Origin of the sequence: Wolbachia endosymbiont (group A) of Anoplius nigerrimus (genome assembly GCF_947251795.1) — a bacterium.
Lineage (GTDB): Bacteria > Pseudomonadota > Alphaproteobacteria > Rickettsiales > Anaplasmataceae > Wolbachia.
Map to the genome: position 1 here is coordinate 1,312,441 of NZ_OX366385.1, position 25,968 is coordinate 1,338,408.

Consider the following 25,968-nt stretch of genomic DNA (forward strand, 5'->3'; position numbering starts at 1 on the left):
TACTTCCGCTCCTGATCTTATCAGCTCTTTTACGTTCTCTAGACGTTTCGCCGATACTGCCCAATGGAGCGGTGTAAAACCTCTGTTATCTCTTGCATTGACGTCCGCTCCTTTCCTGACTAGAAAACTTACTTTTTTTCCTGTCGACATTCTTGCTGCCTTGTGCAGTATTGTTTCTCCTTTTTCATCTTTTTCGTTAATATTCTTAAACGAGTTGTCTAATAATTCATAAAATGACTTATTAAAAGCTTTTCTTTTTTCCTCACTGAACTTCATACATACCTCACTATAAAAACATACGCCAATTTGGCTTTCTTTAGTGCAAGATCATTTTTTTTTGTTTACTTGCTACTATTTAAGTTATGCGTGTTTTAGTATAAAAAGGCAAGTCTTTTTTCGCGTAGTACACCTTTTTTAACTAAATACTAATATAGTATATGAAGATATAAATATATATGTTTGGTATATTAAGCATATGGGCTGTTTTTCTTCCCAAGACCTGTTCAAATGTCGATGTTCGTGCCACGTTAGTACACCCGGGTAAAACACTAAAATGTAATTTTCCGGTTCACGTGTTGAATCTTTTTGCTTTGAATCTAAATCGTTTTCATAGTAGAAAATGTGTTCTGCTAAACCATATCTTATAACTTTCTGGTTGGTAAAATCTTCTACCTTGTAGTGGTGAGTAACGCTAAACCTTTCTAAAATTGGCTTGTACTTTAAGTTCCACAGTTGTTCAGACAGTTTACTACTTCCTAGTAAAAATTTACTTCCTTCTTCTTCCACACTACCAACCGGAAAACATGCGTTTATTTCTCCTAAGTTCCAGCTATCTGATAATACTATCTGCGCTTTAGCAAACTTAATCTCAGGTAATAAGCTCTGTGGTAGCGGATATAGCGTTTTTAAATTATTCCACTGATGACTTCTTTCATAAATACCGTTATAATTCTTTGTGTGAGGCTCGGTTTCTCCAAGGATTGCTACATCCAAGCGATATATGTCATTGCTTAAAGCTCGTTCATAATGATCGCGTAGATAGTTTTCTATAATCCTAATAACTGGACCATGAGACCTGAAAAAATTTACTCTTCCAAATGACAACACTGGTCCATCTTTTTCGACCTTTGTACCAGAGTAGTCTGATAATAAGCTGCCAAAAAAACTTTCGTCTAAAATAAACCTATCAACATTGTAATAATCGTTAAAAATTCTCATTAGCCTCGATCTTGCAGGTAGTGATAGTTTTGCTAGTTCTACTACTGCATCTACAAAGAAATCATTTGGTACGTCTCTTATCCCTACCTGCAACTCAAAAAAGTGTTTACCGGGTGGCTCTTCAATAATTGTAATATCTTCTATATTTGCCCACTTTAATGCTATTTTAAGTGACGCTGGTGTTCCTCTTAAACGCTGAAATTTTACTCCTTCTTTTATCGCCTTTCCTTTCCAGCGTAGAATTTCCCCCAATCCATATTCTTCAACCAACCACGGTAATATTTTTTCCCCTAGGCTCTGTGGACAAAATTTTAGAGAAGCCATACAAGAGCTCCAACAAAATTGAGAAAACCCATAAAAACCTCAGCAGTTTTATCAAATCTGGAAAAAATGCGCCTAAAATTTTTAATTTTACCAAAAAAACACTCAATCAAATGACGTTCTTTGTAGATATGCTCATCGTAATACCTTTGCACTTTTCGATTCCGTTTTGGCGGAATAACTACTGTACATCCCTTGTCTTCAAGACTTGTAACAAAGGCATTGCTATCGTAGCCCTTGTCAGCTACTACAGTAGAGTTATAGATACTTTCGGTCAACACTTGTGCCTGCGTAATTTCATTTCTTTGACCAGGAGTCAGAGTAAATTTAAGTGGATTTCCAAGTGCATCGACAAGCGCATGTATTTTAGTTGTAAAGCCACCTTTGCTCCTCCCTAAAGCTTCTTGATCCTTGGAGTTTTTTGTATATCCAGATGAACATGGATGGGCTCGGATGATCGTACCGTCGATTATAGCAACTTCTAAATCAGGCTCTTGTTTAGTATATTCAAGCAATTTTTTCCAGACATCTCTTTCACACCATCTTTTAAATCGCTTATGTATACTCCTGTAATTACCATAAGTTTTTGGTAAAAGTCTCCATTGGCAACCACTTCGCACTATGTACCACACTGCCTCTATGAATATTCTTAAACGTTTTTCATCTTTGCTGTGCATTCCTTTTACGCTTTTTATGAACTCTAAAATTTGTTTCCAATTTTCCTCTTTGATGTAATATTGCATATGGTAGTTTCTCCATTTTTTACCTATTAGGCTAAACTACCATCTTTTTCTCTCTTTTCATATTTTTTGTCCACAGAGCCTAGCAAGTAAAGGCAAATGTCCAAAAGTCATAGTTCTTGCGTTAATGCGAAAATTAATGCATGTCTTTTTTGGTATTCTTAAAAATAATCAACCATTTAATTGTAATTTTGTTGGATAATTTGTTTGACAACAGAGACAGTATCTGGGATCTCATTTTACTTTATGATGATGTCATGAAAGTAGCTGACACTGGGATGGCTTTGTTGCGTAGCAACCGAAAAAATCTGGTGGCTACTGACAAAATTCATTATAAATAACCATTTAACTGTTGAAGAAAAAATATGCCACAGAAAATGAAAGTCAGTAACCAAAATGAATATAACAAATTTCTCCAGGAAAGAGGAAATATTTTTCATTATATCAATGAAGCCATAGAAAATTGGTATGAAAATAGTCCAAAAATGCAAGGCGGCAACTATATTTACAGTGATAAAGTTGTGATTTTGGTGCATATAATTGTCAATCTTTTTAGAATTGGTTTAAGAGCATGTCTTCAAACTGAGTAGAAAGAAGTTAAGAAGTATGGTATAAGGTACATTTTAAGATGTACCCAAGCGATATAAGTGACAAAGAATGGAAGACAATAGAGCCATATTTTGAACCTAAAAAGACCGGCAGACCAAGAAAACATAGTATTAGAACAATTATTAATGCAATCCGCTATATGATGAGAACAGGATGTCAATGGAGACAACTGCCTAAAGATTTTCCACCATGGAAAACCGTATATAGTTGTAATTCGCGCTTGAAAAAAAGTGGAATATGGCAAGAAATTCATGATTTTCTAGTTAAAAAAGTAAGAGAGATGATTGGTAAAAATAAGACTCCATCAGTAGGTATAATTGATAGCCAGTCAGTGAAAACTACTCAAAAAGGGGATCCAGAGGATATGATGCTGGCAAAAAAATAAAGGGCAGAAAACGCCATATTATTGTAGATACTGTGGGTCTTGTAATTGCTGCTGAAGTACAGAGTGCAAGTATTCAAGATCGTGATAGTGCTCTAAATCTTTTTGCCCAAGCTAAATGCAAAGTTCCAACTTTACGTAAGTTTTTTGCTGATCAAGGGTACATAGGTAAATTACAAAACAGATGCTTATTGGAAACGGGATGTTTATTAACGATTGCCAAGAAAATAGTTGATACAGGATTTCAAGTTATTCCCAAACGTTGGATTGTTGAAAGAACTTTTGCCTGGCTTTCCAATTTTAGGCGCATGAGTAAAGATTACGAGCATTCTCCTCTCACCTCAAAAAACTATATCTTCTTTAATATGATCACTATTATGCTTCACAAATTAGCTCATTCTTCAGTTTGAAGACATGCTCTAGGCTCTGTGGACAAAATTTTAGAGAAGCCATACAAGAGCTCCAACAAAATTGAGAAAACCCATAAAAACCTCAGCAGTTTTATCAAATCTGGAAAAAATGCGCCTAAAATTTTTAATTTTACCAAAAAAACACTCAATCAAATGACGTTCTTTGTAGATATGCTCATCGTAATACCTTTGCACTTTTCGATTCCGTTTTGGCGGAATAACTACTGTACATCCCTTGTCTTCAAGACTTGTAACAAAGGCATTGCTATCGTAGCCCTTGTCAGCTACTACAGTAGAGTTATAGATACTTTCGGTCAACACTTGTGCCTGCGTAATTTCATTTCTTTGACCAGGAGTCAGAGTAAATTTAAGTGGATTTCCAAGTGCATCGACAAGCGCATGTATTTTAGTTGTAAAGCCACCTTTGCTCCTCCCTAAAGCTTCTTGATCCTTGGAGTTTTTTGTATATCCAGATGAACATGGATGGGCTCGGATGATCGTACCGTCGATTATAGCAACTTCTAAATCAGGCTCTTGTTTAGTATATTCAAGCAATTTTTTCCAGACATCTCTTTCACACCATCTTTTAAATCGCTTATGTATACTCCTGTAATTACCATAAGTTTTTGGTAAAAGTCTCCATTGGCAACCACTTCGCACTATGTACCACACTGCCTCTATGAATATTCTTAAACGTTTTTCATCTTTGCTGTGCATTCCTTTTACGCTTTTTATGAACTCTAAAATTTGTTTCCAATTTTCCTCTTTGATGTAATATTGCATATGGTAGTTTCTCCATTTTTTACCTATTAGGCTAAACTACCATCTTTTTCTCTCTTTTCATATTTTTTGTCCACAGAGCCTAGCTCTGTTCTTTATAGCAAACCACTGATGCTCAATTTCGTTAAAGTCTGGAGAATATGGAGGAAGATAAAGAATTTCAGCACCCACTCCTTTAGCAAGATCATCGATTTTTTTAGATTTATGAAAAGTAGCGTTATCAAGAATTACAGTTTGGCCAGACCTTAAAATTGGAGTCAAAAACTGCTCAAACCAAGCCTCAAAAACATCCTTGTTGCAGTATCCCTCAAAGGTCAATGGAGCAATGATTTTCTTTTTATTTAGAGCTGCAATCATACTGACGCGCTGGGTTTTCTTACCTGATTTTAGTGAATGAAACCTCTCTCCTTTTCTGCAATATCCGTATGGGTAGTCTTCTGTATTGTCTATACCAGATTCGTCAATATATACAAGATTTTCAGGATGTTTTGTTGCTATAACCTTTGCAAATTGAGTTCGCTTTTCTTCATTTCTTTCTTTATACCCGTAGGTCTTTTTTTCTTGTAAATCCAATATTTTTAAGTGCGCGGTGAATCGTTTGTCGACTCCAGAGTTTAGCCATCTCTGACTGAGTTTTGCCACCATGGTTTTTTGCAAATTCGGTGAAGACATTCCAGTCGATAATTTTATGCTACGCTTCCAGGCTTTTTTGACTGAAAATCTCCCGTTTCCTCACGCCTTTTCTGCCACTCATATAAAGTCGTTTTTCCAATTTTAAATCTCTTGGCAACAGTTGCTCTACTTTCTCCTTCATCCAATGCTTCCATTGCTTTTTTCCTTAAGTCGTAACTATACGCTGCTGGCATACAAACCCCACTACCATAAATCCATATCTTACCTTATTCGTATTATTATGAGAAGAGCTATAACTGCACGAACGTCTAGTTTAGGGGTAAGAAAAATTAGGGCCCGCAAATTAATCCAAACACATAAGTGTAGTGTTACCACCGAATGCTGTAGTGTTAACACTTACAACTTTTTCTGTAGAAAAACGCTGTAAATAATGAGGACCACCAGCTTTTGGCCCAGTGCCAGATAGTCCTCTCCCACCAAATGGTTGTATCCCAACTGCTGCACCTATCTGGTTACGGTTGATGTAGACATTTCCAACTGATATTTTTTTACTTATAGTGTCAATTTGACTTTGTATACGACTCTGCAAAGAAAACGTGAGTCCATATCCAGTACTATTTATATCACTTATAACTTCATTTAATTGTGACTTGTTAAAACGTATGATATGTAAAATAGGCCCAAATACTTCTTGCTTTAATTGCGAAATTTTTTGTATCTCATAAATATATGGAGGAAAGAAATAACCATTATGAGAATTTGTATCCATGGGTGCTTTAAATAACAGATTTGAATCTTTATCCTCTGACATTTTTTGCGTATGTTGGATCAGCACATCGAAAGACGTTTTGTCAATTATTGACCCAATATCGGTACTTAAGTGCATTGGATCACCAATCTTTAGCTCCTGCACTGCACCACATATCATTTTTATCTGCTTCTCTGCTATGTCCTCTTGAATAAACAGCACTCTAAGTGTAGAACAGCGTTGGCCGGCACTGCGAAACGCAGAAAGTACAACATCTGTAGTCACTTGCTCTAAAAGAGCGGAGCTATCAACAATCATAGCATTGAGCCCACCAGTTTCAGCAATAAGCGGCACAATAGGTCCATCCCTATCCGCAAGCATTTTATTAATTATTTGAGCAGTTTGTGTTGAGCCAGTAAAAGCTACTCCAGCAATTCTATTGTCTGGAACTAACATTTTGCCTAAATATCCACCATTCCCAGGAATGAGGTGTAACACATTTTTTGGTATCCCAGCTTCGTGTAGTATCTTAACAGCTTCATAGGCAATAATCGGCGTTTGCTCTGCCGGTTTTGCAAGCACCGTGTTACCTGCTGCAAGTGCAGCTGAAACCTGCCCAAGAAAAATAGCAAGTGGAAAATTCCATGGTGATATGCATAAGAAAACTCCCCTGCCCTCAAAAAAGATGAAGTTATCTTCACCTGTTGGCCCTGGCAATTTTTTCCAGTCGCTCAGTTCATTTTTTGCTATCGTTGCGTAGTAACGTAAGAAATCCACTGCCTCTCTTATTTCCGCTATTGCATCAGATAAAATTTTTCCTGCTTCTACGATCAGAATGTAAATCAACTCTTTCATCCTTTCTTCAAGCAAATCTGCAGCTTTTTCAAGGCATTTAGCGCGCTTTTCTGCTGAAACATTCTGCCATTCAGTAAAAGCATTATGTGCTATTTCAAGAGCGTTTAAAGCCTGATCGCTCGTTGTACTCGACACTTCTCCAATTACATTTTCCAAATGTGCAGGATTCACCACTTCAGTAAATTTGGCATCATCAAAAAGTGACTGTCCGTCAATTATTGGTCCAACCTGCCATTTCTTCTCACCAAATTCTTTTATATCATCTGCAAATTGTGAGACTATCACGGAATCACTAATATCCATCCCCAAGGAATTTTTTCTCTCTGGTCCCAAGATATCTTGTGGTAATGGAATGCCTGGATGAGATTCATAATTGAAACTTATAGCTTTTTCCAGTGGATCTGAAATTAGCTCATCAATTTTAACGTTAGGGTCATTTATTTGATTGACGAACGAACTATTAGCTCCATTTTCAAGAAGACGCCTAACAAGGTATGGTAATAAATCACTACGTTTACCAACTGGTGCGTAGACGCGACAGCTAACATTTGTTGCAAGCTCTGACATTGCATAATCATATAAGTCTTTTGCCATTCCATGTAAGCGTTGAAATTCAAATCCAGGGTGGTTTTTATCAGCAAGTTCCATGATAGAAGCAAAAGTATAGACGTTATGAGTTCCAAAGCATGGGTAAAAGCTGTTTGGTTTACTCAAAAGTTTCTGTGCGCACACGAGGTAAGATACGTCAGTATAGCTTTTTCTTGTAAATACTGAGTAATCATTTAATCCCAATTCTTGCGTACGCTTGATTTCTGAATCCCAATATGCACCTTTTACAAGTCTGACCATAATTTTATGATTTGATCGAATAGCAACATCCTCTACAAAGTCAAGAACAGACAAAGCACGTTTTTGATATGCTTGTACAGCTAAGCCAAGCCCTTCCCACTCAGAAAGTGACTCATCAAGCCGTAATTGTTCAAACAAGATTAAGGACATTTCAAGCCTTTCTGTTTCTTCTGCATCTATGCATAATGAAATGTTGTATTTTTTTGCTTCACGACAAAGCTCTAGCAGTTTAGCTCTTAACTCTTCAGCTATATTATCGAATTGACCAAATTCATAACGTGGATGCAAAGCAGAAAGTTTGATTGAAATTCCATGGGATTTAAAACAATCATTTATTTCAGTGGATTCACCTATAGCTTTTATTGAATGCATGTATGAATTAAAATACTCTTCTGCATCTTCAGCTGTGTGAGCAGCTTCGCCAAGCATATCAAAAGAGTATAAAAACTTACTATTGTCATCTAGTTTTGCATACCTTAAAGCTTCTTCTATGGTTTCTCCAACAACAAAATGATTACGAAACATAGACATTGCTTGTTTTACTGCTTTGCGAATGATCGGTTCTCCTAAATTCTTAAGTAACTTAGAAATTGCGTAATAGAACTTCGAAGCGCCTTCATTATCTCTCAATATACTGCTACCTATCATCAAGCTCCATGTGGAAGCATTGACAAACACCGAAGAAGAGTGCCCTAAATATTTATTCCATTCCTGATTGGCAATTTTATCTTTGATTATTTCGTCTATTGTATAATCATCTGGTATTCTAAGTAGCGATTCAGCAAGGCACATCAATGCTATTCCTTCATCATTGGAAAGCGAGTATTGCTGCATAAAGGAATCTACAATACTTAATTTATTGTGTTTGATTTTTTCAATAACTTGTTTTGCAATATTATAAATTCTACTTTTTGAATCAGCTGAAAGCTCTGCTTTTTCTACAAGATAACGTATATAACTCTTTTCATCAGTACGATAAAATCCTTGTAAACGTTTTCTGAGTTCATTAGGTTCTTGTATAGAGCTTATCATATATAATTATCTCCAAAAAATACTCCGACACCATATGTATGGTGAAATTATATCATAACTTTGCGCAGAGCAAATTGCTATTTACAAAGGGATCAGGGCTGGCTAAAAGAAGTCCATGCAATAACTTCACTAAATCAAAAGGATTGTGCAAGTATGTAGCTCAACACTCCACCACACATCAAGTATTTAGTCTCAGTTGCGGTTTGTACACAGCATTTGAGTTGAATTGATTGCTTTGAACTATCCTTTCTTTTAATGATGCATTCTAGACTTCCACCTGGCACTATTTCACCTTTTATGCTTATTACCTCGCTACCATCAAATATCTTTCTGGTTATTCCATTTTGGAATATAAGTGGAAGAACACCCATGCCGACCAAGTTGGACCTATGTATACGCTCAAAGCTTTCTGCAATTACAACTTTAATCCCCAGCAATAAAGTACCTTTTGCTGCCCAATCCCTACTTGAACCTGTGCCATACTCCTTTCCTGCCACAATGATGAGAGTTTCTTTGTAACGCATTGCTGCATCAAAAATCGACATAGTTTCTTGAGAAGGAATATATTTTGTATAGCCGCCTTCGATGCTTATCATTTCATTTTTTATTCTAATGTTAGCAAAAGTCCCACGCATCATTAAATTGTGGTTACCACGACGAGACCCATACGAATTAAAGTCCTGTGGCTCAATTCCAAGATTTTTTAAATATATACCTGCAGGACTACTTGAGGCAATATTTCCAGCAGGGGAAATGTGATCAGTGGTTACGCTATCGCCAAACATTGCCAATATTTGTGCACCTTTTATATCGATTTTATTATTTTTAGGTGATAAATTATCAAAATAGGGCGGATCTTGTATGTAAGTGCTGTTTGCATCCCAATTATAGATTTCACTTTTTTCACACTTTATCTTTTGCCAATGTTCATCACCAGAAAAAACATCCTTATACTTTTGTATAAACATCTCACGTGTTACCACATTTTTAACACAATCTTCGATTTCATTGTTTGTTGGCCATATATCTTTGAGATAGACATTATTTCCATTCTTATCTTTGCATATTGAATCTTTTGTCAAATCAGTTTGCACAGTACCAGCAAGTGCATATGCAACAACAAGTGGCGGAGATGCCAAGTAATTAGCTTTGACTAACGGATGAATTCTTCCTTCAAAGTTACGATTACCAGATAAAACTGCAGCAACAGTTAAATTTTTGTTTTTAATGTCATCTTCTATATCTTTATTAAGTGGACCAGAATTCCCAATGCAAGTTGTGCAACCATATCCAACTAGATTAAAACCCAAAGCATTTAGATCTACCTGCAATCCAGACTTTTCTAAATATTCTGTTACAACTTGTGACCCTGGAGCAAGAGAAGTTTTAACCCAAGGCTTTGATTTTAATCCAAGTTTAATTGCATTACGAGCTACAAGACCTGCAGCAATCATCACACTTGGATTAGAAGTATTAGTGCAGCTTGTTATTGCTGCAATAACTACACTTCCATCTTGGAGTTTATCGCTTTCCTTTGACTCATTAACTGAAAATGATTTAGAAAAAGACTCTGCCACTTGTGAAAGAAAAACCTTATCTTGTGGTCTTTTGGGACCAGCCATTACTGGCTTCACGCTTGATAAATCAAGCTCTAGTGTGTCAAAAAATGCTAACTCATTATTGCCACGCCACAATCCTTGCTCTTTCGCATAAGCCTCAACTAGCTTTTCTGGCCTTCCGGTTAAGCTTAAATAATCTAGCGTTTTCTGATCAATTGGAAAAAATCCACAAGTTGCGCCATACTCTGGGGCCATGTTTGCTATAGTTGCCCTATCTGCCAAAGATAAATAATCTAAACCATCACCATAAAATTCTACAAACTTACCAACAACACCCTTTGTTCTTAGGATATTGGTAACTGTCAGCACTAAATCAGTCGCAGTTACTCCTTCCGGCAGTCTGCCAATCAATTTAAATCCAACTACTTCTGGAATCACCATACTAATTGGTTGACCAAGCATCACAGACTCAGCTTCTATGCCTCCAACACCCCAACCAAGGACTGATAACCCGTTAATCATCGTAGTATGGCTATCCGTACCAACCAAAGTATCAGGATACAAAACCCCATCCTTATTACATACAACTTGCGCTAAATACTCAAGATTCACTTGGTGGCAAATTCCAGTACCTGGCGGTACTACTCTAAAATTTGTGAAGGATGATTCTCCCCACTTTAAGAATTGATATCTCTCCAAATTTCTTTTTACTTCTAGCTCAACATTCTTACTGAATGCGGAAACACTTCCATAACTATCTACTTGAACAGAATGGTCGATCACAAGATCAACGGGCACAGACGGATTTATGCTGCTTGGATCGCCTCCATTTTTCTTGACATAACTCCGCATGGAAGCTAAATCGACGACAGCAGGAACCCCTGTAAAATCTTGCATCAACACCCTTGCTGGTTTGTAGCTAATTTCGTGATTAGTGTGTTTATTAACGCAGCCTGCTAGTACTCTTATGTCATCTAACTTTACGTTTACTCCATCTTCATTGCGCAATAAATTTTCAAGCAGAACCTTAAGTGAGCAGGGCAATTTAGTTACATCTATTCCTAAAAACTCACTAGCACTACTTAGGCTAAAATAGTTGTATGACTTCCCGTCAATGTTTAAAGTCGTTTTTGCGTTTAAAGAATTATTCATCCTGCATAACCATTTTTAAGTGAAAAATCAACTAATGATGTCATTCCAGCGCGTGACACTGGAATCCAGCCTATTTCATCATAGACATTGTTTTTGACATATGTTCCTAGAATCCCCTGCAAATTGTATGATTTGCAAACACTTCTATACCTGGATCCCAGTGTCACGCACTGGGATGACAAAAACGGTGTGCACTGGTGGACATACAGACTACCTTCAAAATCATTACACATATTCTGCTTCATTTCAGATACTTCCTTCTTTGGTACCTCAGTAGCACAGCTATTTTCAGCTATATATTACACTGTATTAGTTAAAATTGGAATTACTACCGTTACTTTTTTTTGTTGACTTTGCTGCTCGTACATAGTTTCAAAATCTATAGGATCTAGCATTAGTGGGGGAAATCCACCACTACTTGTAACTCTTGCAATTATTTCTCTTGCAAAAGGGAAAAGAAAAGTAGGTCCGCCAATAAACAAAGCTTGTCTTACCTCTTCCTCACTCAACTCTTTAAAATTTTCTATTGAAAAAATGCCACAATATTTTGTCTCACAAATGAAAGCTACGCCATCTTTTATACCTTCATCTTTTATCGTTGCTCTGACTTCTATATGTAAAGTAATTTCATGGAAAGATTTTTCTTCATTTACTCCTTCTTTGTTTTCCATTCCTTCTAATTTCGCTGAATTGATATTAACCATTACATTAATATCGGGAGCTTTATTTGAAGAAAGGAATGGCGAATTCGGATTCTCAAACGATAGATCTTTAACATATTGACCGTGAATTCTCATTTTTTGTTGTGGCATTTCTTATGTCTCCTTTAATTAAGTTGAGATATTTAATACTTTCTTATATAATATATTCATTTACAAACGAATAGCAAACCTGATTATAAGTTGATATGAAAAACATATTTTCATTAATAATTAATAATGTTCGGATACTTTATATGCCAAGGAGTTAAGTTACTATGATAGAGCTTGTAATATATGCTTTATTAGCGGCGTTCATTTTTTCACGTTTGTATAATTCTTTAGGAAGGTCAGCCAACCTCAACCTAAAAAACCTAACTAGTGTATTGGATGTAAGCCGAAGTAGAGAAGATGTAGTAGAAAACATTGAGGGTTACATTGATAGCAATGATGAAAGTTCAATAAAAGCTACTTATGAACAAGTATTAAAAAAAAACAAAGATTTTTCTATTTCCCACTTTATAGAAGGTTCAAACATAGCTTTTGAATTAATAATAAAATATTTCAATCAAGGAAATCTGTCCCAGTTAAAATCTCTCTTGGATAAAGATTTATACAACAATTTTGTAGAGAAGATTAAACATCGTAAAGAGGTGTACGAATCTATAATTGTTTCTGTCGTTTCACAAAAGATTTTAGAAATAAAGCTAGTAAAAAATGTAGTGTTTATTGCAGTATATTTCCTTTCAGAGCAAATTAACTTCGTTAAGAATAATAAAGGGGATATCATATCAGGTAGTACATCCACCATCAATAAAGTTGAGGATGTATGGCAATTCAAAAAAAATGTTAATTCATCAGACCCAAGCTGGTTGCTTGTTTCTATTAACTACAAAAGGACAAACAATGATAAGACAAATGGCAAGTAAGATTAGTTTTATTTAGAGTTAACCATGGAAAGCAAGCTACGCGAAATAGTACTTGACACTGAAACGACAGGTCTTGACACTAAATCTGGTCATCGAATTATTGAAATAGGGTGTGTGGAATTAATTAACCGCATTCCAACAGGTAAAGTATTCCATCGGTACCTTAACCCAGAAAGAGATATACCTTATCACTCGTTTAAGATTCACGGTATTAGTGAAGAATTTTTAGAAGATAAACCATTATTTTCAGATGTTGCACTTGAATTTCTTGACTTTATATCTAATGATATTTTGGTAATTCACAACGCTGAATTTGATGTTAAGTTCCTTAACATGGAGTTAAGCAAGCTGAATGCTGGGTTAATTTCTTCAAACAGAGTGCTAGATACATCACCTCTTGCGAGGAAAAAATTCGTAGGATCACCTGCTTCTTTGAATGCATTATGTAAGCGTTTTGATATATCGCTAGAGAATAGAGAATTGCACGGAGCACTAGTTGATGCCCAATTGCTTGCAAAGGTATATGTTGAACTTACAGGAGGGTTACAAACCTTTCTGTTTGATAATGAATGCAATCAGGACAGTAACTCTACATTCGTTCAGCATAAAGTGCGTAATCTAACTCCCAGAGAACATTCACCAAATAGTGAAGAAATTGATGAACATAAGAAACTGTTAGACAAAATTAACAATACACTTTGGAATAAATATATTGAATAGGTCAACTAATAAAGATACAATTTGATTTTACTGAGAGCATTTAAATGGTAAGGTTTATAAGATTGTTATCTAATGTGCTAGCAGCATTAGCAGTTGTTTTTTTAGGTTATTGTTATTTCACTAAAAAAGGCATATTTGCCCCAGCAGCGATTCACAACGCAGAAGTTAAGATAGGCGGAGATTTTTCTTTAATTAATCAGGACGGACAGATCCTGCGCAGTAGTGATTTTAAAGATAAATACATGATGATTTTCTTTGGGTTTTCCTCATGCAAAAGAATTTGCCCTATGAACCTTGGGATAATTTCAGAAACACTTGCAAAGTTAGATGAGAAAACTAACAACAAGCTACAAACATTCTTCATCACAGTTGATCCTGAGCGCGATAGCACTGAAAAACTCAAAGAATTTCAGCAGCAATTTGACCACAGAATACAAATGTTAACTGGTGAAAGAGAAAAAATAGACGAAGTAATTGCAAAGTATAAAGTATACGCTAGCAAAGTTGGTGGAGAAGAGGAAATCAACCATTCTTCAATAATGTACCTTATTGGCCCTGGAGGAAAATATGTTACACACTTTGCAGCTGATTTAAATTCAGACGAAAGTCAATCTGATAAGATTTTGGCTGAGATAAGAAAATACGTAAACTGAATTATAGATTTTTCTGTTAATTACGCAACTGCATGAGCATTATAATTTAATCTTCACCAGGAAGACGCATTGGAATGACACTATTTGCTGTCTTCAAAAATAAGCATTCGTAAAATTGTGCTTTTAACATGGGTTATCAGTTTAAAAATGTTGCTAACTAGTATATCTGAATGTAACATCAATTAACGTGTATAAATAAAGCAATCTAATGGAAAATAGTTATAATGCCGATGCAATAAAAATCTTAAGGGGTCTTGATGCTGTAAGGAAACGTCCAGGTATGTACATTGGTGATACTGACGATGGATCTGGCTTGCACCACATGGTATATGAGGTTGTTGATAACGCAATAGATGAATCTTTAGCTGGATATTGTGATAAAATTGAAGTTAGCATAAATAAAGATGGTTCGGTATCTGTAACTGATAATGGTCGTGGCATTCCAACTGACCTTCATGAAGAAGAAGGAATATCAGCAGCAGAGGTAATAATGACTCAACTCCATGCTGGTGGTAAATTTGACAGTAATACCTATAAAGTTTCTGGGGGATTACATGGTGTTGGAATCTCAGTTGTGAATGCATTATCAAGCTGGTTGGAATTAACTATTTGGCGCAATAAGAAAGAACACTTTATGCGTTTTGAAGATGGTGAGTCTATTGAACCTTTAAAGGTAGTCAACGAAAATACAAACAAAAGAGGAACTAAAGTCACGTTCATGCCATCAACAGAGACTTTTAATGGCATTAATTTTAGTTGCTCAACGCTTGAAAGTCGTATAAGAGAATTAGCATTTTTAAATTCAAATATCGACATTACTTTACGTGATCTGCGCAATGAACCATATACAGAATCTCATTTCAATCAGAGCAATCAATCTAAAGACAATTTTGGTACAGCGAATTTTGTGCGGTACTTAGATAAGAATAAGACACATGTAACTAAAATTGCCAGTATGAAAGGAGATGCAGAAGATCTTGGCATCAGCTTGGAAATATCGATGGAATGGAATGATTCCTACTATGAACATATGTTATGCTTCACGAATAATATAAGGCAACGAGATGGTGGTACGCATTTGGCAGGATTTAGATCTGCACTAACTAGATGTATCAATAACTATGCAACTAATGAAGGGTTTTTAAAGAAAGCAAAAGTAAATTTAACTGGAGAGGACGTTAGAGAAGGTTTAACTTGTGTTTTATCTCTCAAGATGCCTGATCCTAAGTTTTCTTCACAAACAAAAGATAAACTAGTTAGTTCTGAAGCACGTGCAGTTGTAGAAAGTATAGTTTCTGATAAATTGAGCACAATCCTTGAAACTGATCCCAAATTGGCAGCAAGTATAGTAGAAAGAGCAATCAGATCAGCAAAAGGAAGAGAAGCCGCAAGAAAAGCACGAGAGTTAATTAAAAGCAAAAACAATATTGATATTGCAACTCTGCCAGGAAAGCTTGCTGATTGCCAGGAAAAAGCCCCTGAGTTATCGGAATTATTTATAGTAGAGGGTAATTCAGCAGGTGGTACTGCAAAGCAGGGGCGTAATCGTAAAACACAAGCAGTGCTTGCCTTAAGAGGAAAAATTCTAAACGTAGAACGTGTAAGTTTAGATCGTATTTTTTCATCTGCAGAAATAGGCTCTTTAATTACTGCAATTGGCGCTGGAATAGGGAGTGAACACTTCGATATTGAAAAAGCTAGATATCATAAAATTATCATCATGACAGATGCAGATGTTGATGGTTCACATATCAGAACTTTGATTCTAACTTTCTTTTTTAGACACATGCGTGAAGTTATTGAGAAAGGCTACTTATACATAGCACAGCCACCCCTCTATAAAGTTACAAAGAATACTAAAGACACTTATATTAAAGATGACGAAACTTTTGAAGAGTATATAATAAACTCAGCAGTTAAAAGATTAACACTAAGTGGTACAGCTACAGAATTTAACGACTTGCGCCTTATTTTGAATAAATGCGTTAGCATTTCTAATATTAGCAAAAATTATGATAGAGAAGTACCACAAAATCTCTTAGAGTCATTGCTAATTTTAAGCAAAAAGAATGCTCTATCATCGGCTGATGAGATATTAAAATATTTGAAGTTAATGTACAGCGAATATACTTGGGAAGTAGAAATAAAAGATGAAGAAAAAGAAATTCACATCTCTAAATTATTTCAAGGATTGGCAGACAAATATATATTTGCACTTAGTATGCTTGAAGGCAAAGATATGCAAAACATATTAAGTTTGCTTGATGGTATAAGTAATTTATTTAATGGTGATTCATTTTTAAAGTCACAAGAAACTGAAGTAAGAATCACTTCTCCGAGTGCACTTGCAAAAATAATAATGGACTATGGTAAAAAGGGTTTAACTCTGCAGAGATTTAAAGGTCTTGGTGAAATGAATGCTGATCAGCTATGGGATACTACGTTAAATCCTGAGGCTAGAACTTTACTGAAGGTTGAAATAAAAGATTGTGAAGAAGCTGATTCCATATTTTCAATACTAATGGGTGATATAGTTGAACCACGCCGTGATTTTATTAATAGCAATGCACTCAACGTACATGATGTTGATATTTAAACTTTTAGCAAAATGTACGAGCGTTATGGGTTTAAGCAAAGACTGTGTCATTCAAGTAGCTGACACTGGTTCCTTTATGACGGTGTCATTTCAGTGCCCCTTTTTGTCATCCGAGTAGCTCTTCGTTGTCATTCCAGTGCTCCTTTTTTTGTCATCCGAGTAGCCCCTTTTTTGTCATCCCAGTGCCCAGACACTGGGATCCAGCTTCTTTTTTTCTAGGCTCTGTGGACAAAAAATATGAAAAGAGAGAAAAAGATGGTAGTTTAGCCTAATAGGTAAAAAATGGAGAAACTACCATATGCAATATTACATCAAAGAGGAAAATTGGAAACAAATTTTAGAGTTCATAAAAAGCGTAAAAGGAATGCACAGCAAAGATGAAAAACGTTTAAGAATATTCATAGAGGCAGTGTGGTACATAGTGCGAAGTGGTTGCCAATGGAGACTTTTACCAAAAACTTATGGTAATTACAGGAGTATACATAAGCGATTTAAAAGATGGTGTGAAAGAGATGTCTGGAAAAAATTGCTTGAATATACTAAACAAGAGCCTGATTTAGAAGTTGCTATAATCGACGGTACGATCATCCGAGCCCATCCATGTTCATCTGGATATACAAAAAACTCCAAGGATCAAGAAGCTTTAGGGAGGAGCAAAGGTGGCTTTACAACTAAAATACATGCGCTTGTCGATGCACTTGGAAATCCACTTAAATTTACTCTGACTCCTGGTCAAAGAAATGAAATTACGCAGGCACAAGTGTTGACCGAAAGTATCTATAACTCTACTGTAGTAGCTGACAAGGGCTACGATAGCAATGCCTTTGTTACAAGTCTTGAAGACAAGGGATGTACAGTAGTTATTCCGCCAAAACGGAATCGAAAAGTGCAAAGGTATTACGATGAGCATATCTACAAAGAACGTCATTTGATTGAGTGTTTTTTTGGTAAAATTAAAAATTTTAGGCGCATTTTTTCCAGATTTGATAAAACTGCTGAGGTTTTTATGGGTTTTCTCAATTTTGTTGGAGCTCTTGTATGGCTTCTCTAAAATTTTGTCCACAGAGCCTAGAAAAAATATCCCTATTTTTCGGTCTTTCCGTCAAGCTGTTGATTCTGCTTTTTTATGATTCGTTCTCACTATTATGAGAAGAGCTATAAAATGCTACAGTGGTCTATTTTTGAGACTTTATCGATAAATTGCTGCCTATCTTCTTGATTGCGCTCTTGATAGAATCGGATAATAAAAGGAAGGAATATCGGAGTGACAAGATAGTGTGCTAGACTTTATACCTTTTGCATTCAAACTCACACAAATCATGAATTATACACGTTTCACACGAAGGCTTTTGCGCTTTGCAAACATATCTACCATGCAAAACTAGCCAATGATGAGCATAAAGTAGGTATTTTTTTGGCACTACATTCAAAAGAGACTGCTCTGTTTTAAGTACATCTTTTTCTTTCACAAGCCCAATTCTATTGCTAACTCTAAAAACATGAGTATCAACTGCCAATGTTGGAATGCCAAGCCCTGAATTTAAGAACACATTAGCGCTCTTTCTCCCAACCCCTGGTAAAGATACCAAATCATCGAAATCAGTAGGCACTTTGCTATTGTACCGCTCAATCAATATTTTGCTGAGCCCGATTATGTTTTTTGCTTTGGAATTATATAAACCAATACTGCTTATACGTTTTCTTAGCTCACTCTGCCCAAAACTCAGCATTTTTTCTGGCGTATCAGTGATACTAAATAGCTCCTTTGTAATTTTATTAACGCTTATATCAGTTGTTCGCGCTGATAGAACTATCGCAACTAATAACGTAAAATCATTGGTATAATTCAGCTCTATTTTTGGTGCAGGATTTGATTGTTGAAACTTTTCAAATATCAATTCTACTTTTTTTGAGTCCATGCATAGAGCTAAAAGCTTATACTACACTGGTTGCTGTGCAAATTCAATTCCTTTAGGCTTAGATAGTCCTTTAGCATTAACATCAGACATATCAGTTTTTACCTCATCAAAATTCCTCTCAGCAAATTCGCTTGCCACTTCCGCAAAACACTTTTTAACAAGAGGCATAACAATTGGCATTAATAGCCTTCGTGGATCATACCGTCCTAACAGATCAGTTTCCTTTTGTACCCTATCTCTTGGATCCTCTTCCAGTAAATCTTTTGTGTGCTTTTCAGCATATATTTCACAGCTTTTTGAGAAAACAGGAGCTAACATTTCAATTAATACTGCCAATAACAATAGTGAACCAAGTATGGTTCCACCAACAGTTAATCCATTAGCAATGAAATTTGTTGTAAGTAGATAAACAGAAAAAGCAGCTAAAGGATAGTTGATAAGAAGCTTACTACCTAGTGCGATATAGTTTATTTTACTCATGAATTCATCAGTAGAAATTTCTGAGTTGGCATATTTTTTCATATAATGACCTATTAATAAACGAGATGCGTTACTAATAATGATATCAAGTGCTATGATCCACCATGAAAAATAGCAACCTATAGTAATTGTAGTTAACAGGCCTAAGGGTAGAACACTAAGAGCATGTCTTCAAACTGAGTAGAAAGAAGTTAAGAAGTATGGTATAAGGTACATTTTAAGATGTACCCAAGCGATATAAGTGACAAAGAATGGAAGACAATAGAGCCATATTTTGAACCTAAAAAGACCGGCAGACCAAGAAAACATAGTATTAGAACAATTATTAATGCAATCCGCTATATGATGAGAACAGGATGTCAATGGAGACAACTGCCTAAAGATTTTCCACCATGGAAAACCGTATATAGTTGTAATTCGCGCTTGAAAAAAAGTGGAATATGGCAAGAAATTCATGATTTTCTAGTTAAAAAAGTAAGAGAGATGATTGGTAAAAATAAGACTCCATCAGTAGGTATAATTGATAGCCAGTCAGTGAAAACTACTCAAAAAGGGGATCCAGAGGATATGATGCTGGCAAAAAAATAAAGGGCAGAAAACGCCATATTATTGTAGATACTGTGGGTCTTGTAATTGCTGCTGAAGTACAGAGTGCAAGTATTCAAGATCGTGATAGTGCTCTAAATCTTTTTGCCCAAGCTAAATGCAAAGTTCCAACTTTACGTAAGTTTTTTGCTGATCAAGGGTACATAGGTAAATTACAAAACAGATGCTTATTGGAAACGGGATGTTTATTAACGATTGCCAAGAAAATAGTTGATACAGGATTTCAAGTTATTCCCAAACGTTGGATTGTTGAAAGAACTTTTGCCTGGCTTTCCAATTTTAGGCGCATGAGTAAAGATTACGAGCATTCTCCTCTCACCTCAAAAAACTATATCTTCTTTAATATGATCACTATTATGCTTCACAAATTAGCTCATTCTTCAGTTTGAAGACATGCTCTAAGAGTCCGAATAAATAGTAAGGCATTTTTACGCTCTATAAATTTCAATGCTAATGTCTTTTTATCTTCTTCAATTAGGCTTCTCTTTTTTCCTAGAGGAGTAACATAATTGAATAATTGTATGCTTGGCTTTGCTATATATTGATATAGCTCTTCCATTAATCCTGCACTCTTTACATTCTTCTCAAAATCATCTAAATTTGGATTTTGCAAAATCCTCTCTATTTTATCTTCAAGTTCAATGCGTTTTTCTAGGCTCTGTGGACAAAAAATATGAAAAGAGAGAAAAAGATGGTAGTTTAGCCTAATAGGTAAAAAATGGAGAAACTACCATATGCAATATTACATCAAAGAGGAAAATTGGAAACAAATTTTAGAGTTCATAAAAAGCGTAAAAGGAATGCACAGCAAAGATGAAAAACGTTTAAGAATATTCATAGAGGCAGTGTGGTACATAGTGCGAAGTGGTTGCCAATGGAGACTTTTACCAAAAACTTATGGTAATTACAGGAGTATACATAAGCGATTTAAAAGATGGTGTGAAAGAGATGTCTGGAAAAAATTGCTTGAATATACTAAACAAGAGCCTGATTTAGAAGTTGCTATAATCGACGGTACGATCATCCGAGCCCATCCATGTTCATCTGGATATACAAAAAACTCCAAGGATCAAGAAGCTTTAGGGAGGAGCAAAGGTGGCTTTACAACTAAAATACATGCGCTTGTCGATGCACTTGGAAATCCACTTAAATTTACTCTGACTCCTGGTCAAAGAAATGAAATTACGCAGGCACAAGTGTTGACCGAAAGTATCTATAACTCTACTGTAGTAGCTGACAAGGGCTACGATAGCAATGCCTTTGTTACAAGTCTTGAAGACAAGGGATGTACAGTAGTTATTCCGCCAAAACGGAATCGAAAAGTGCAAAGGTATTACGATGAGCATATCTACAAAGAACGTCATTTGATTGAGTGTTTTTTTGGTAAAATTAAAAATTTTAGGCGCATTTTTTCCAGATTTGATAAAACTGCTGAGGTTTTTATGGGTTTTCTCAATTTTGTTGGAGCTCTTGTATGGCTTCTCTAAAATTTTGTCCACAGAGCCTAGGCAGAAGATAAGACAGAAAATTATAAATAACCCAAATGCCTTCCCTAAAAATGTATCTTATTGTTGCTTGCATTAGAGTAACGTTTTTAAATGTATTTGCATCTTTTATACGTACGCCGCACAGTAGTCTTCCTGGAGTGCAACCGTACTTCGTTATTGTTAATATATTAAATACTATATATGTTATAAGCAGTGTTGCCATAAGGATTATCCTATGGGTAGATATATCATCTACATCGTAATTTAGAAAAAGGAGTGAAACAAGTGCTATTATCATCCATAAAACACCGTCGATCGCACATGCTGAAACTCGCCTCAGAATCCCTGCATAACTTACTTTAGTATCCATACTCTGCCCATGTTCTACTGTGACATAACTAGTATAAAAATATGTTATTAAATAACCGTAAATATACTAATTTGGGTAATATTAGCTACTTGTGTCACTCTATTATTTGAATTAACATTAAATCATTTACAGTTAGGGAAGTTATGTCAACACCAATCACAGTTGCGTATGGCGACGGTATCGGACCAGAGATTATGGAAGCGGTGCTGTCGATATTGCGCGGAGCGGAAGCGAAGATCTCAATAGATATTATTGAAATAGGGGAACGTGTTTATAGTAAGGAATGGTCTCACGGAATTTCTCCAAGTGGTTGGGAGTCTATTGAAAGGACAAAGATATTACTTAAGTCTCCGACAACAACTCCGCAAGGTAAAGGCCACAAAAGCTTAAACGTTGCACTCAGAAAAAATCTAGGGTTGTATGCAAATATCAGACCATGCATTTCATATCATCCTGTGATAGAAAATAAATTCGGTAAGTTTGATATCGTAGTGATACGCGAAAATGAAGAGGACGTTTACACCGGAATAGAGCATAGGCTCACTGGTGACTCTTACCAATGCACTAAAATTATTACTAGGTCTGGCTCAGAGAAGATATGCAGGTACGCTTTTGAATACGCGAAAAAACACAACAGAAAAAAAGTAACTTGCCTGACTAAAGATAACATAATGAAAATGACTGACGGCACTTTCCATGCAGCGTTTGATCGCATTGCAAAGGAATACCAGGACATAAAGGCAGAACATTATATAGTTGATATTGGAATGGCACGTGTTGCAACAGAACCCGAGAATTTCGATGTTATAGTAACCGAGAACTTATATGGCGACATATTATCAGACATTGTGGCACAAACCTCTGGATCTGTGGGGCTTGCCGGAAGTAGCAACATCGGAAATGAATACGCAATGTTTGAAGCAGTGCACGGTTCTGCCCCTGATATTGCAGGAAAAAACATAGCTAATCCTTCTGGTCTTTTAAATGCTGCAGTGCATATGCTAATTTACATAGGTCAAGTGGGTACTGCAAAATTAATCTACGATGCATGGCTCAAGACTTTGGAGGATGGAGTACACACTGCCGATTTGTACAAGGAGAAAAGAAGTAAACAGAAAGTTGGTACAAAAGAATTTGCAGAAGCTATTATAGAGAATCTAGGAAAGAAGCCTGCAATATTATCTGAGCTTACAGTCGGTAGCAGTACAAATAGCAAAATAAGTGAAATACAAAATAGCTACGAACAGGACTACAAAGTTAAAAAGCTAGTGGGTAGTGATATAACTCTCGCTTGGGACAAATCCAGTAATGTTGATCAAATAGTAGGATTATTTGAATCAAGTAATCCGCAGATTATAGCAATATATTCAAAAGGCCTTGCAATTTGGCCAGGAAGTTCAAAGTCTTCAAGTGACCAAATAACCTGTAGGTTTATCGCGAATAGCGAAAAAAAACCTATCACAAATAGTGACGTAAACGACCTACTAATCAAACTCGAAGAAAATACCTTTGACGTAGTAAGAATGGATAAGTTGTATTTGTATGATGGGAAAGAGGGGTTTTTCTCTTAATGATCGTTTGACATTCTTATGATTGCATAAAACATTTAAATAGATTATACTAGAGATATAATTTATTTATGTGAGATGTAGTAATTGGTCAACATTTCAAGTTAACTGGTCAGGAGTTTTGTGATAATGCTGACCTGTTCAACGTATTGGAAGTAGAAGCTAAGCAAGTTGTAGACAAGAATTATGAAGAGCTTAGCGCAATTTTGAAGAAACAGCATAAGCAGTTAATTCTTGTAAATCATCCTGACAAGGGTGGAGATAAAAATAGATTTGATCAAATTTATAAAGCTTATCAAGAACTAAAAAAATATATTGAACCTTTGGAATCAGGAAATCCTTGTGTTAAAGTCAGTATTGGCGCTGAAAGTGATGGGCGTTTAACAGCAAGAGAGTTTCACTATAGGAAAAATTTGTTTAATAAGCTAAAAGTAAGTGAGGAAGAGGCTGTAGGTAAAGATTTTGATGGATTGATTTCTATACTAAAAAGAAATGACTATTCGTTTGAAAAAGACCTAGGCTCTGTGGACAAAATTTTAGAGAAGCCATACAAGAGCTCCAACAAAATTGAGAAAACCCATAAAAACCTCAGCAGTTTTATCAAATCTGGAAAAAATGCGCCTAAAATTTTTAATTTTACCAAAAAAACACTCAATCAAATGACGTTCTTTGTAGATATGCTCATCGTAATACCTTTGCACTTTTCGATTCCGTTTTGGCGGAATAACTACTGTACATCCCTTGTCTTCAAGACTTGTAACAAAGGCATTGCTATCGTAGCCCTTGTCAGCTACTACAGTAGAGTTATAGATACTTTCGGTCAACACTTGTGCCTGCGTAATTTCATTTCTTTGACCAGGAGTCAGAGTAAATTTAAGTGGATTTCCAAGTGCATCGACAAGCGCATGTATTTTAGTTGTAAAGCCACCTTTGCTCCTCCCTAAAGCTTCTTGATCCTTGGAGTTTTTTGTATATCCAGATGAACATGGATGGGCTCGGATGATCGTACCGTCGATTATAGCAACTTCTAAATCAGGCTCTTGTTTAGTATATTCAAGCAATTTTTTCCAGACATCTCTTTCACACCATCTTTTAAATCGCTTATGTATACTCCTGTAATTACCATAAGTTTTTGGTAAAAGTCTCCATTGGCAACCACTTCGCACTATGTACCACACTGCCTCTATGAATATTCTTAAACGTTTTTCATCTTTGCTGTGCATTCCTTTTACGCTTTTTATGAACTCTAAAATTTGTTTCCAATTTTCCTCTTTGATGTAATATTGCATATGGTAGTTTCTCCATTTTTTACCTATTAGGCTAAACTACCATCTTTTTCTCTCTTTTCATATTTTTTGTCCACAGAGCCTAGGGTTTCTTTTGCCTTTTTTTCTGCCTAGTAAATTTCTTAAACATTTAAACTAAGGTTAGTTGCATTTAAAAGCAGCTAAATTGCAGTGTTTAAGACTTAAAAAACGCCAAATACTGAAAATAGACAATGACTAGGGCTTCTTTTGCCTTTTTTTTCATTTGGTAAATTTCTTAATATTTATAGCAACATGAACAAACATTCGAGAGTAACTTCCGCTAGTAGGGTGTCACGCACTGGGATGACAAAGAAATAGTCACTGGGATGACATTATAGAGGTGCTGGCCTGACAATCGTCATCCCGCTACGTGTTAGCGGGATCTATGCTTTGAGATACCGCGGCGGTATGACGGTTAAGTAGGGTGTCATCCGAGTAGCTGACACTGGGATCTAGAAAAAAAGAAGCTGGATCCCAGACGGCTTTGTTGCATCGCTACTTATGAAAGGCTAACTATAGTTAGAATTATAAGCAACCTATTGAAAATCTTGTTTTTTTGCAATCAATCTGATCAAATTTAAGAATAGTAATTTATTATTTATATTAATAAATTTAATTCTATTGAAAATAGCTAAAGCATTGAAATTCTTGAATTTTAGCCAGATTAGTGAGTGGTAGTGAAATTTCTTTTACTCAAATTTAGGTATTCACTGACCGTTCTTATTATAAATACCAGAATAATAAGCTACTGATATTCTCCATCTTTTTTATCTTTAATCCATCATAGCTAGCGATGCAACAAAGCCATCCCAGTGTCAGCTACTCGGATGACAAGAAAGGAGCACTGGAATGACAAAAAAAGGAGCACTGGAATGACAACGAAGAGCTACTCGGATGACAAAAAGGGGCACTGGGATGACACCCTACTAGCGGAAGTTACTCTCGAATGTTTGTTCATGTTGCCATAAATATTAAGGAATTTACCAAATAAAAAAAAAGGCAAAAGAAACCCTAGTCATTGTCTATTTTCAGTATTGGCGTTTTTTAAGTCTTAAACGCTGCAATTTAGCTGCTTTTAAATGCAACTAACCTTAGCTATAAATGTTTAAGAAATTTACTAGGCAGAAAAAAAGGCAAAGAAAACCCGTGGTAGCTAGTTATTACACTCTCTATTTTAAAATTTGACGTTGGGTGATGTCTTGAACGCTTTATAAGCGCGTTTCAGCTTGTATAGGTAAAAACCTAGAAATTTGATAAAGACATACGGTGCACATAGTGCAAAGAATTAAACAATAGTACGCCAAATACAAGTTTTCTTGTCATTTTAATCTGCTGCAGAGATTGCGA

General features: G+C 35.8%; 22 protein-coding genes and 7 pseudogenes. 14 read left to right on the forward strand and 15 right to left on the reverse strand.

The window, feature by feature from the left end; genetic code table 11:
* Nucleotides 1-3 precede the first annotated feature (3 nt).
* The 3 genes and pseudogenes from OPR26_RS07100 to OPR26_RS07110 form a co-directional block, all read right to left on the reverse strand.
* Nucleotides 4-276, reverse strand: a pseudogene (locus tag OPR26_RS07100) (ankyrin repeat domain-containing protein); the annotation flags it as partial.
* A gap of 138 nt (nucleotides 277-414) precedes the next feature.
* Complete coding sequence (locus tag OPR26_RS07105) at nucleotides 415-1,542, reverse strand: phage tail protein (RefSeq protein WP_265015857.1); 1,128 nt, start codon at nucleotides 1,540-1,542, stop codon at nucleotides 415-417.
* Nucleotides 1,530-2,282, reverse strand: a complete 753-nt coding sequence (locus OPR26_RS07110; protein ID WP_264702259.1) for an IS5 family transposase — start codon at nucleotides 2,280-2,282, stop codon at nucleotides 1,530-1,532. The genes OPR26_RS07105 and OPR26_RS07110 overlap by 13 nt, the downstream gene beginning before the upstream one ends.
* A gap of 55 nt (nucleotides 2,283-2,337) precedes the next feature.
* On the opposite strand from OPR26_RS07110, the pseudogene OPR26_RS07605 reads away from it, so the two are divergent.
* From OPR26_RS07605 to OPR26_RS07125, 4 genes and pseudogenes are all read left to right on the forward strand, one after another.
* Nucleotides 2,338-2,481 (forward strand): annotated as a pseudogene (locus tag OPR26_RS07605) (IS110 family transposase); the annotation flags it as partial.
* A gap of 163 nt (nucleotides 2,482-2,644) precedes the next feature.
* Nucleotides 2,645-2,848, forward strand: a pseudogene (locus OPR26_RS07115) (IS5 family transposase); the annotation flags it as partial.
* Between the two features lie 59 nt (nucleotides 2,849-2,907).
* A complete protein-coding gene (locus OPR26_RS07120; protein WP_264731180.1) occupies nucleotides 2,908-3,273 on the forward strand; it encodes a transposase in 366 nt (121 codons plus the stop codon).
* A 20-nt stretch (nucleotides 3,274-3,293) separates the two neighbouring features.
* Nucleotides 3,294-3,680: a transposase gene (locus OPR26_RS07125; RefSeq protein ID WP_265016251.1), complete on the forward strand. Its 387-nt coding sequence runs from the start codon at nucleotides 3,294-3,296 to the stop codon at nucleotides 3,678-3,680.
* A gap of 30 nt (nucleotides 3,681-3,710) precedes the next feature.
* On the opposite strand, the gene OPR26_RS07130 is transcribed toward OPR26_RS07125, so the two are convergent.
* The 7 genes and pseudogenes from OPR26_RS07130 to secB form a co-directional block, all read right to left on the reverse strand.
* Complete coding sequence (locus OPR26_RS07130) at nucleotides 3,711-4,463, reverse strand: IS5 family transposase (protein ID WP_264702259.1); 753 nt, start codon at nucleotides 4,461-4,463, stop codon at nucleotides 3,711-3,713.
* A 57-nt stretch (nucleotides 4,464-4,520) separates the two neighbouring features.
* A complete protein-coding gene (locus OPR26_RS07135; RefSeq protein ID WP_265015859.1) occupies nucleotides 4,521-5,117 on the reverse strand; it encodes an IS630 family transposase in 597 nt (198 codons plus the stop codon).
* 29 nt (nucleotides 5,118-5,146) lie between these two features.
* Nucleotides 5,147-5,326: an IS630 transposase-related protein gene (locus tag OPR26_RS07140; RefSeq protein ID WP_007548382.1), complete on the reverse strand. Its 180-nt coding sequence runs from the start codon at nucleotides 5,324-5,326 to the stop codon at nucleotides 5,147-5,149.
* Nucleotides 5,327-5,436: 110 nt separating this feature from the next.
* The gene (gene putA / locus OPR26_RS07145) at nucleotides 5,437-8,577 is read right to left on the reverse strand and encodes a bifunctional proline dehydrogenase/L-glutamate gamma-semialdehyde dehydrogenase PutA (RefSeq protein ID WP_265015860.1); all 3,141 of its coding nucleotides are present in this window, start codon (nucleotides 8,575-8,577) and stop codon (nucleotides 5,437-5,439) included.
* A gap of 134 nt (nucleotides 8,578-8,711) precedes the next feature.
* Nucleotides 8,712-11,288: an aconitate hydratase AcnA gene (gene acnA / locus OPR26_RS07150; RefSeq protein WP_265015861.1), complete on the reverse strand. Its 2,577-nt coding sequence runs from the start codon at nucleotides 11,286-11,288 to the stop codon at nucleotides 8,712-8,714.
* Nucleotides 11,285-11,533 carry a hypothetical protein gene (locus OPR26_RS07155; RefSeq protein ID WP_253302816.1) on the reverse strand — a complete coding sequence of 83 codons (249 nt, stop codon included), beginning with the start codon at nucleotides 11,531-11,533 and terminating at the stop codon, nucleotides 11,285-11,287. The genes acnA and OPR26_RS07155 overlap by 4 nt, the downstream gene beginning before the upstream one ends.
* A gap of 64 nt (nucleotides 11,534-11,597) precedes the next feature.
* Nucleotides 11,598-12,100: pseudogene (secB, locus tag OPR26_RS07160) on the reverse strand (protein-export chaperone SecB).
* 164 nt (nucleotides 12,101-12,264) lie between these two features.
* On the opposite strand from secB, the gene OPR26_RS07165 reads away from it, so the two are divergent.
* From OPR26_RS07165 to OPR26_RS07185, 5 genes are all read left to right on the forward strand, one after another.
* A complete protein-coding gene (locus OPR26_RS07165; RefSeq protein ID WP_265015862.1) occupies nucleotides 12,265-12,915 on the forward strand; it encodes a Tim44/TimA family putative adaptor protein in 651 nt (216 codons plus the stop codon).
* Between the two features lie 24 nt (nucleotides 12,916-12,939).
* Nucleotides 12,940-13,635, forward strand: coding sequence for a DNA polymerase III subunit epsilon (gene dnaQ / locus OPR26_RS07170; RefSeq protein WP_265015863.1), 696 nt, complete (start codon nucleotides 12,940-12,942; stop codon nucleotides 13,633-13,635).
* A 44-nt stretch (nucleotides 13,636-13,679) separates the two neighbouring features.
* On the forward strand, nucleotides 13,680-14,288 hold the full coding sequence (locus tag OPR26_RS07175; protein WP_265031387.1) for an SCO family protein: 609 nt from the start codon (nucleotides 13,680-13,682) through the stop codon (nucleotides 14,286-14,288).
* Nucleotides 14,289-14,496: 208 nt separating this feature from the next.
* Nucleotides 14,497-16,884, forward strand: coding sequence for a DNA topoisomerase (ATP-hydrolyzing) subunit B (gene gyrB / locus OPR26_RS07180; protein WP_265015865.1), 2,388 nt, complete (start codon nucleotides 14,497-14,499; stop codon nucleotides 16,882-16,884).
* Between the two features lie 298 nt (nucleotides 16,885-17,182).
* Nucleotides 17,183-17,935: an IS5 family transposase gene (locus OPR26_RS07185; protein ID WP_264702259.1), complete on the forward strand. Its 753-nt coding sequence runs from the start codon at nucleotides 17,183-17,185 to the stop codon at nucleotides 17,933-17,935.
* Nucleotides 17,936-18,164: 229 nt separating this feature from the next.
* Here the strand turns inward: OPR26_RS07185 and nth are convergent, their stop codons facing one another.
* Both nth and OPR26_RS07195 read right to left on the reverse strand, forming a co-directional pair.
* The gene (gene nth, locus OPR26_RS07190) at nucleotides 18,165-18,803 is read right to left on the reverse strand and encodes an endonuclease III (protein ID WP_265015866.1); all 639 of its coding nucleotides are present in this window, start codon (nucleotides 18,801-18,803) and stop codon (nucleotides 18,165-18,167) included.
* 21 nt (nucleotides 18,804-18,824) lie between these two features.
* Nucleotides 18,825-19,445, reverse strand: a pseudogene (locus OPR26_RS07195) (molecular chaperone DnaJ); the annotation flags it as partial.
* 60 nt (nucleotides 19,446-19,505) lie between these two features.
* Here OPR26_RS07195 and OPR26_RS07200 point away from each other — a divergent pair.
* The gene (locus OPR26_RS07200) at nucleotides 19,506-19,871 is read left to right on the forward strand and encodes a transposase (protein ID WP_264731180.1); all 366 of its coding nucleotides are present in this window, start codon (nucleotides 19,506-19,508) and stop codon (nucleotides 19,869-19,871) included.
* 20 nt (nucleotides 19,872-19,891) lie between these two features.
* Entirely contained in the window at nucleotides 19,892-20,278 is a 387-nt protein-coding gene (locus OPR26_RS07205) for a transposase (RefSeq protein ID WP_265016251.1), read from the forward strand.
* An 11-nt stretch (nucleotides 20,279-20,289) separates the two neighbouring features.
* Here OPR26_RS07205 and OPR26_RS07210 read toward each other — a convergent pair.
* Nucleotides 20,290-20,529 (reverse strand): annotated as a pseudogene (locus tag OPR26_RS07210) (molecular chaperone DnaJ); the annotation flags it as partial.
* 94 nt (nucleotides 20,530-20,623) lie between these two features.
* Here OPR26_RS07210 and OPR26_RS07215 point away from each other — a divergent pair.
* Nucleotides 20,624-21,376, forward strand: coding sequence for an IS5 family transposase (locus OPR26_RS07215; RefSeq protein WP_264702259.1), 753 nt, complete (start codon nucleotides 20,624-20,626; stop codon nucleotides 21,374-21,376).
* On the opposite strand, the gene OPR26_RS07220 is transcribed toward OPR26_RS07215, so the two are convergent.
* The gene (locus tag OPR26_RS07220) at nucleotides 21,342-21,746 is read right to left on the reverse strand and encodes an RDD family protein (protein WP_265015869.1); all 405 of its coding nucleotides are present in this window, start codon (nucleotides 21,744-21,746) and stop codon (nucleotides 21,342-21,344) included. The two genes, OPR26_RS07215 and OPR26_RS07220, sit on opposite strands and share 35 nt — an antisense overlap.
* Before the next feature lie 143 nt (nucleotides 21,747-21,889).
* Between OPR26_RS07220 and icd the strand changes: the two genes are divergently transcribed.
* Complete coding sequence (gene icd, locus OPR26_RS07225; protein WP_265015870.1) at nucleotides 21,890-23,317, forward strand: isocitrate dehydrogenase; 1,428 nt, start codon at nucleotides 21,890-21,892, stop codon at nucleotides 23,315-23,317.
* Between the two features lie 83 nt (nucleotides 23,318-23,400).
* A pseudogene (locus OPR26_RS07610) lies at nucleotides 23,401-23,830 on the forward strand (molecular chaperone DnaJ); the annotation flags it as partial.
* Nucleotides 23,831-23,850: 20 nt separating this feature from the next.
* Here OPR26_RS07610 and OPR26_RS07230 read toward each other — a convergent pair.
* On the reverse strand, nucleotides 23,851-24,603 hold the full coding sequence (locus tag OPR26_RS07230) for an IS5 family transposase (RefSeq protein WP_264702259.1): 753 nt from the start codon (nucleotides 24,601-24,603) through the stop codon (nucleotides 23,851-23,853).
* Between the last annotated feature and the right edge of the window lie 1,365 nt (nucleotides 24,604-25,968).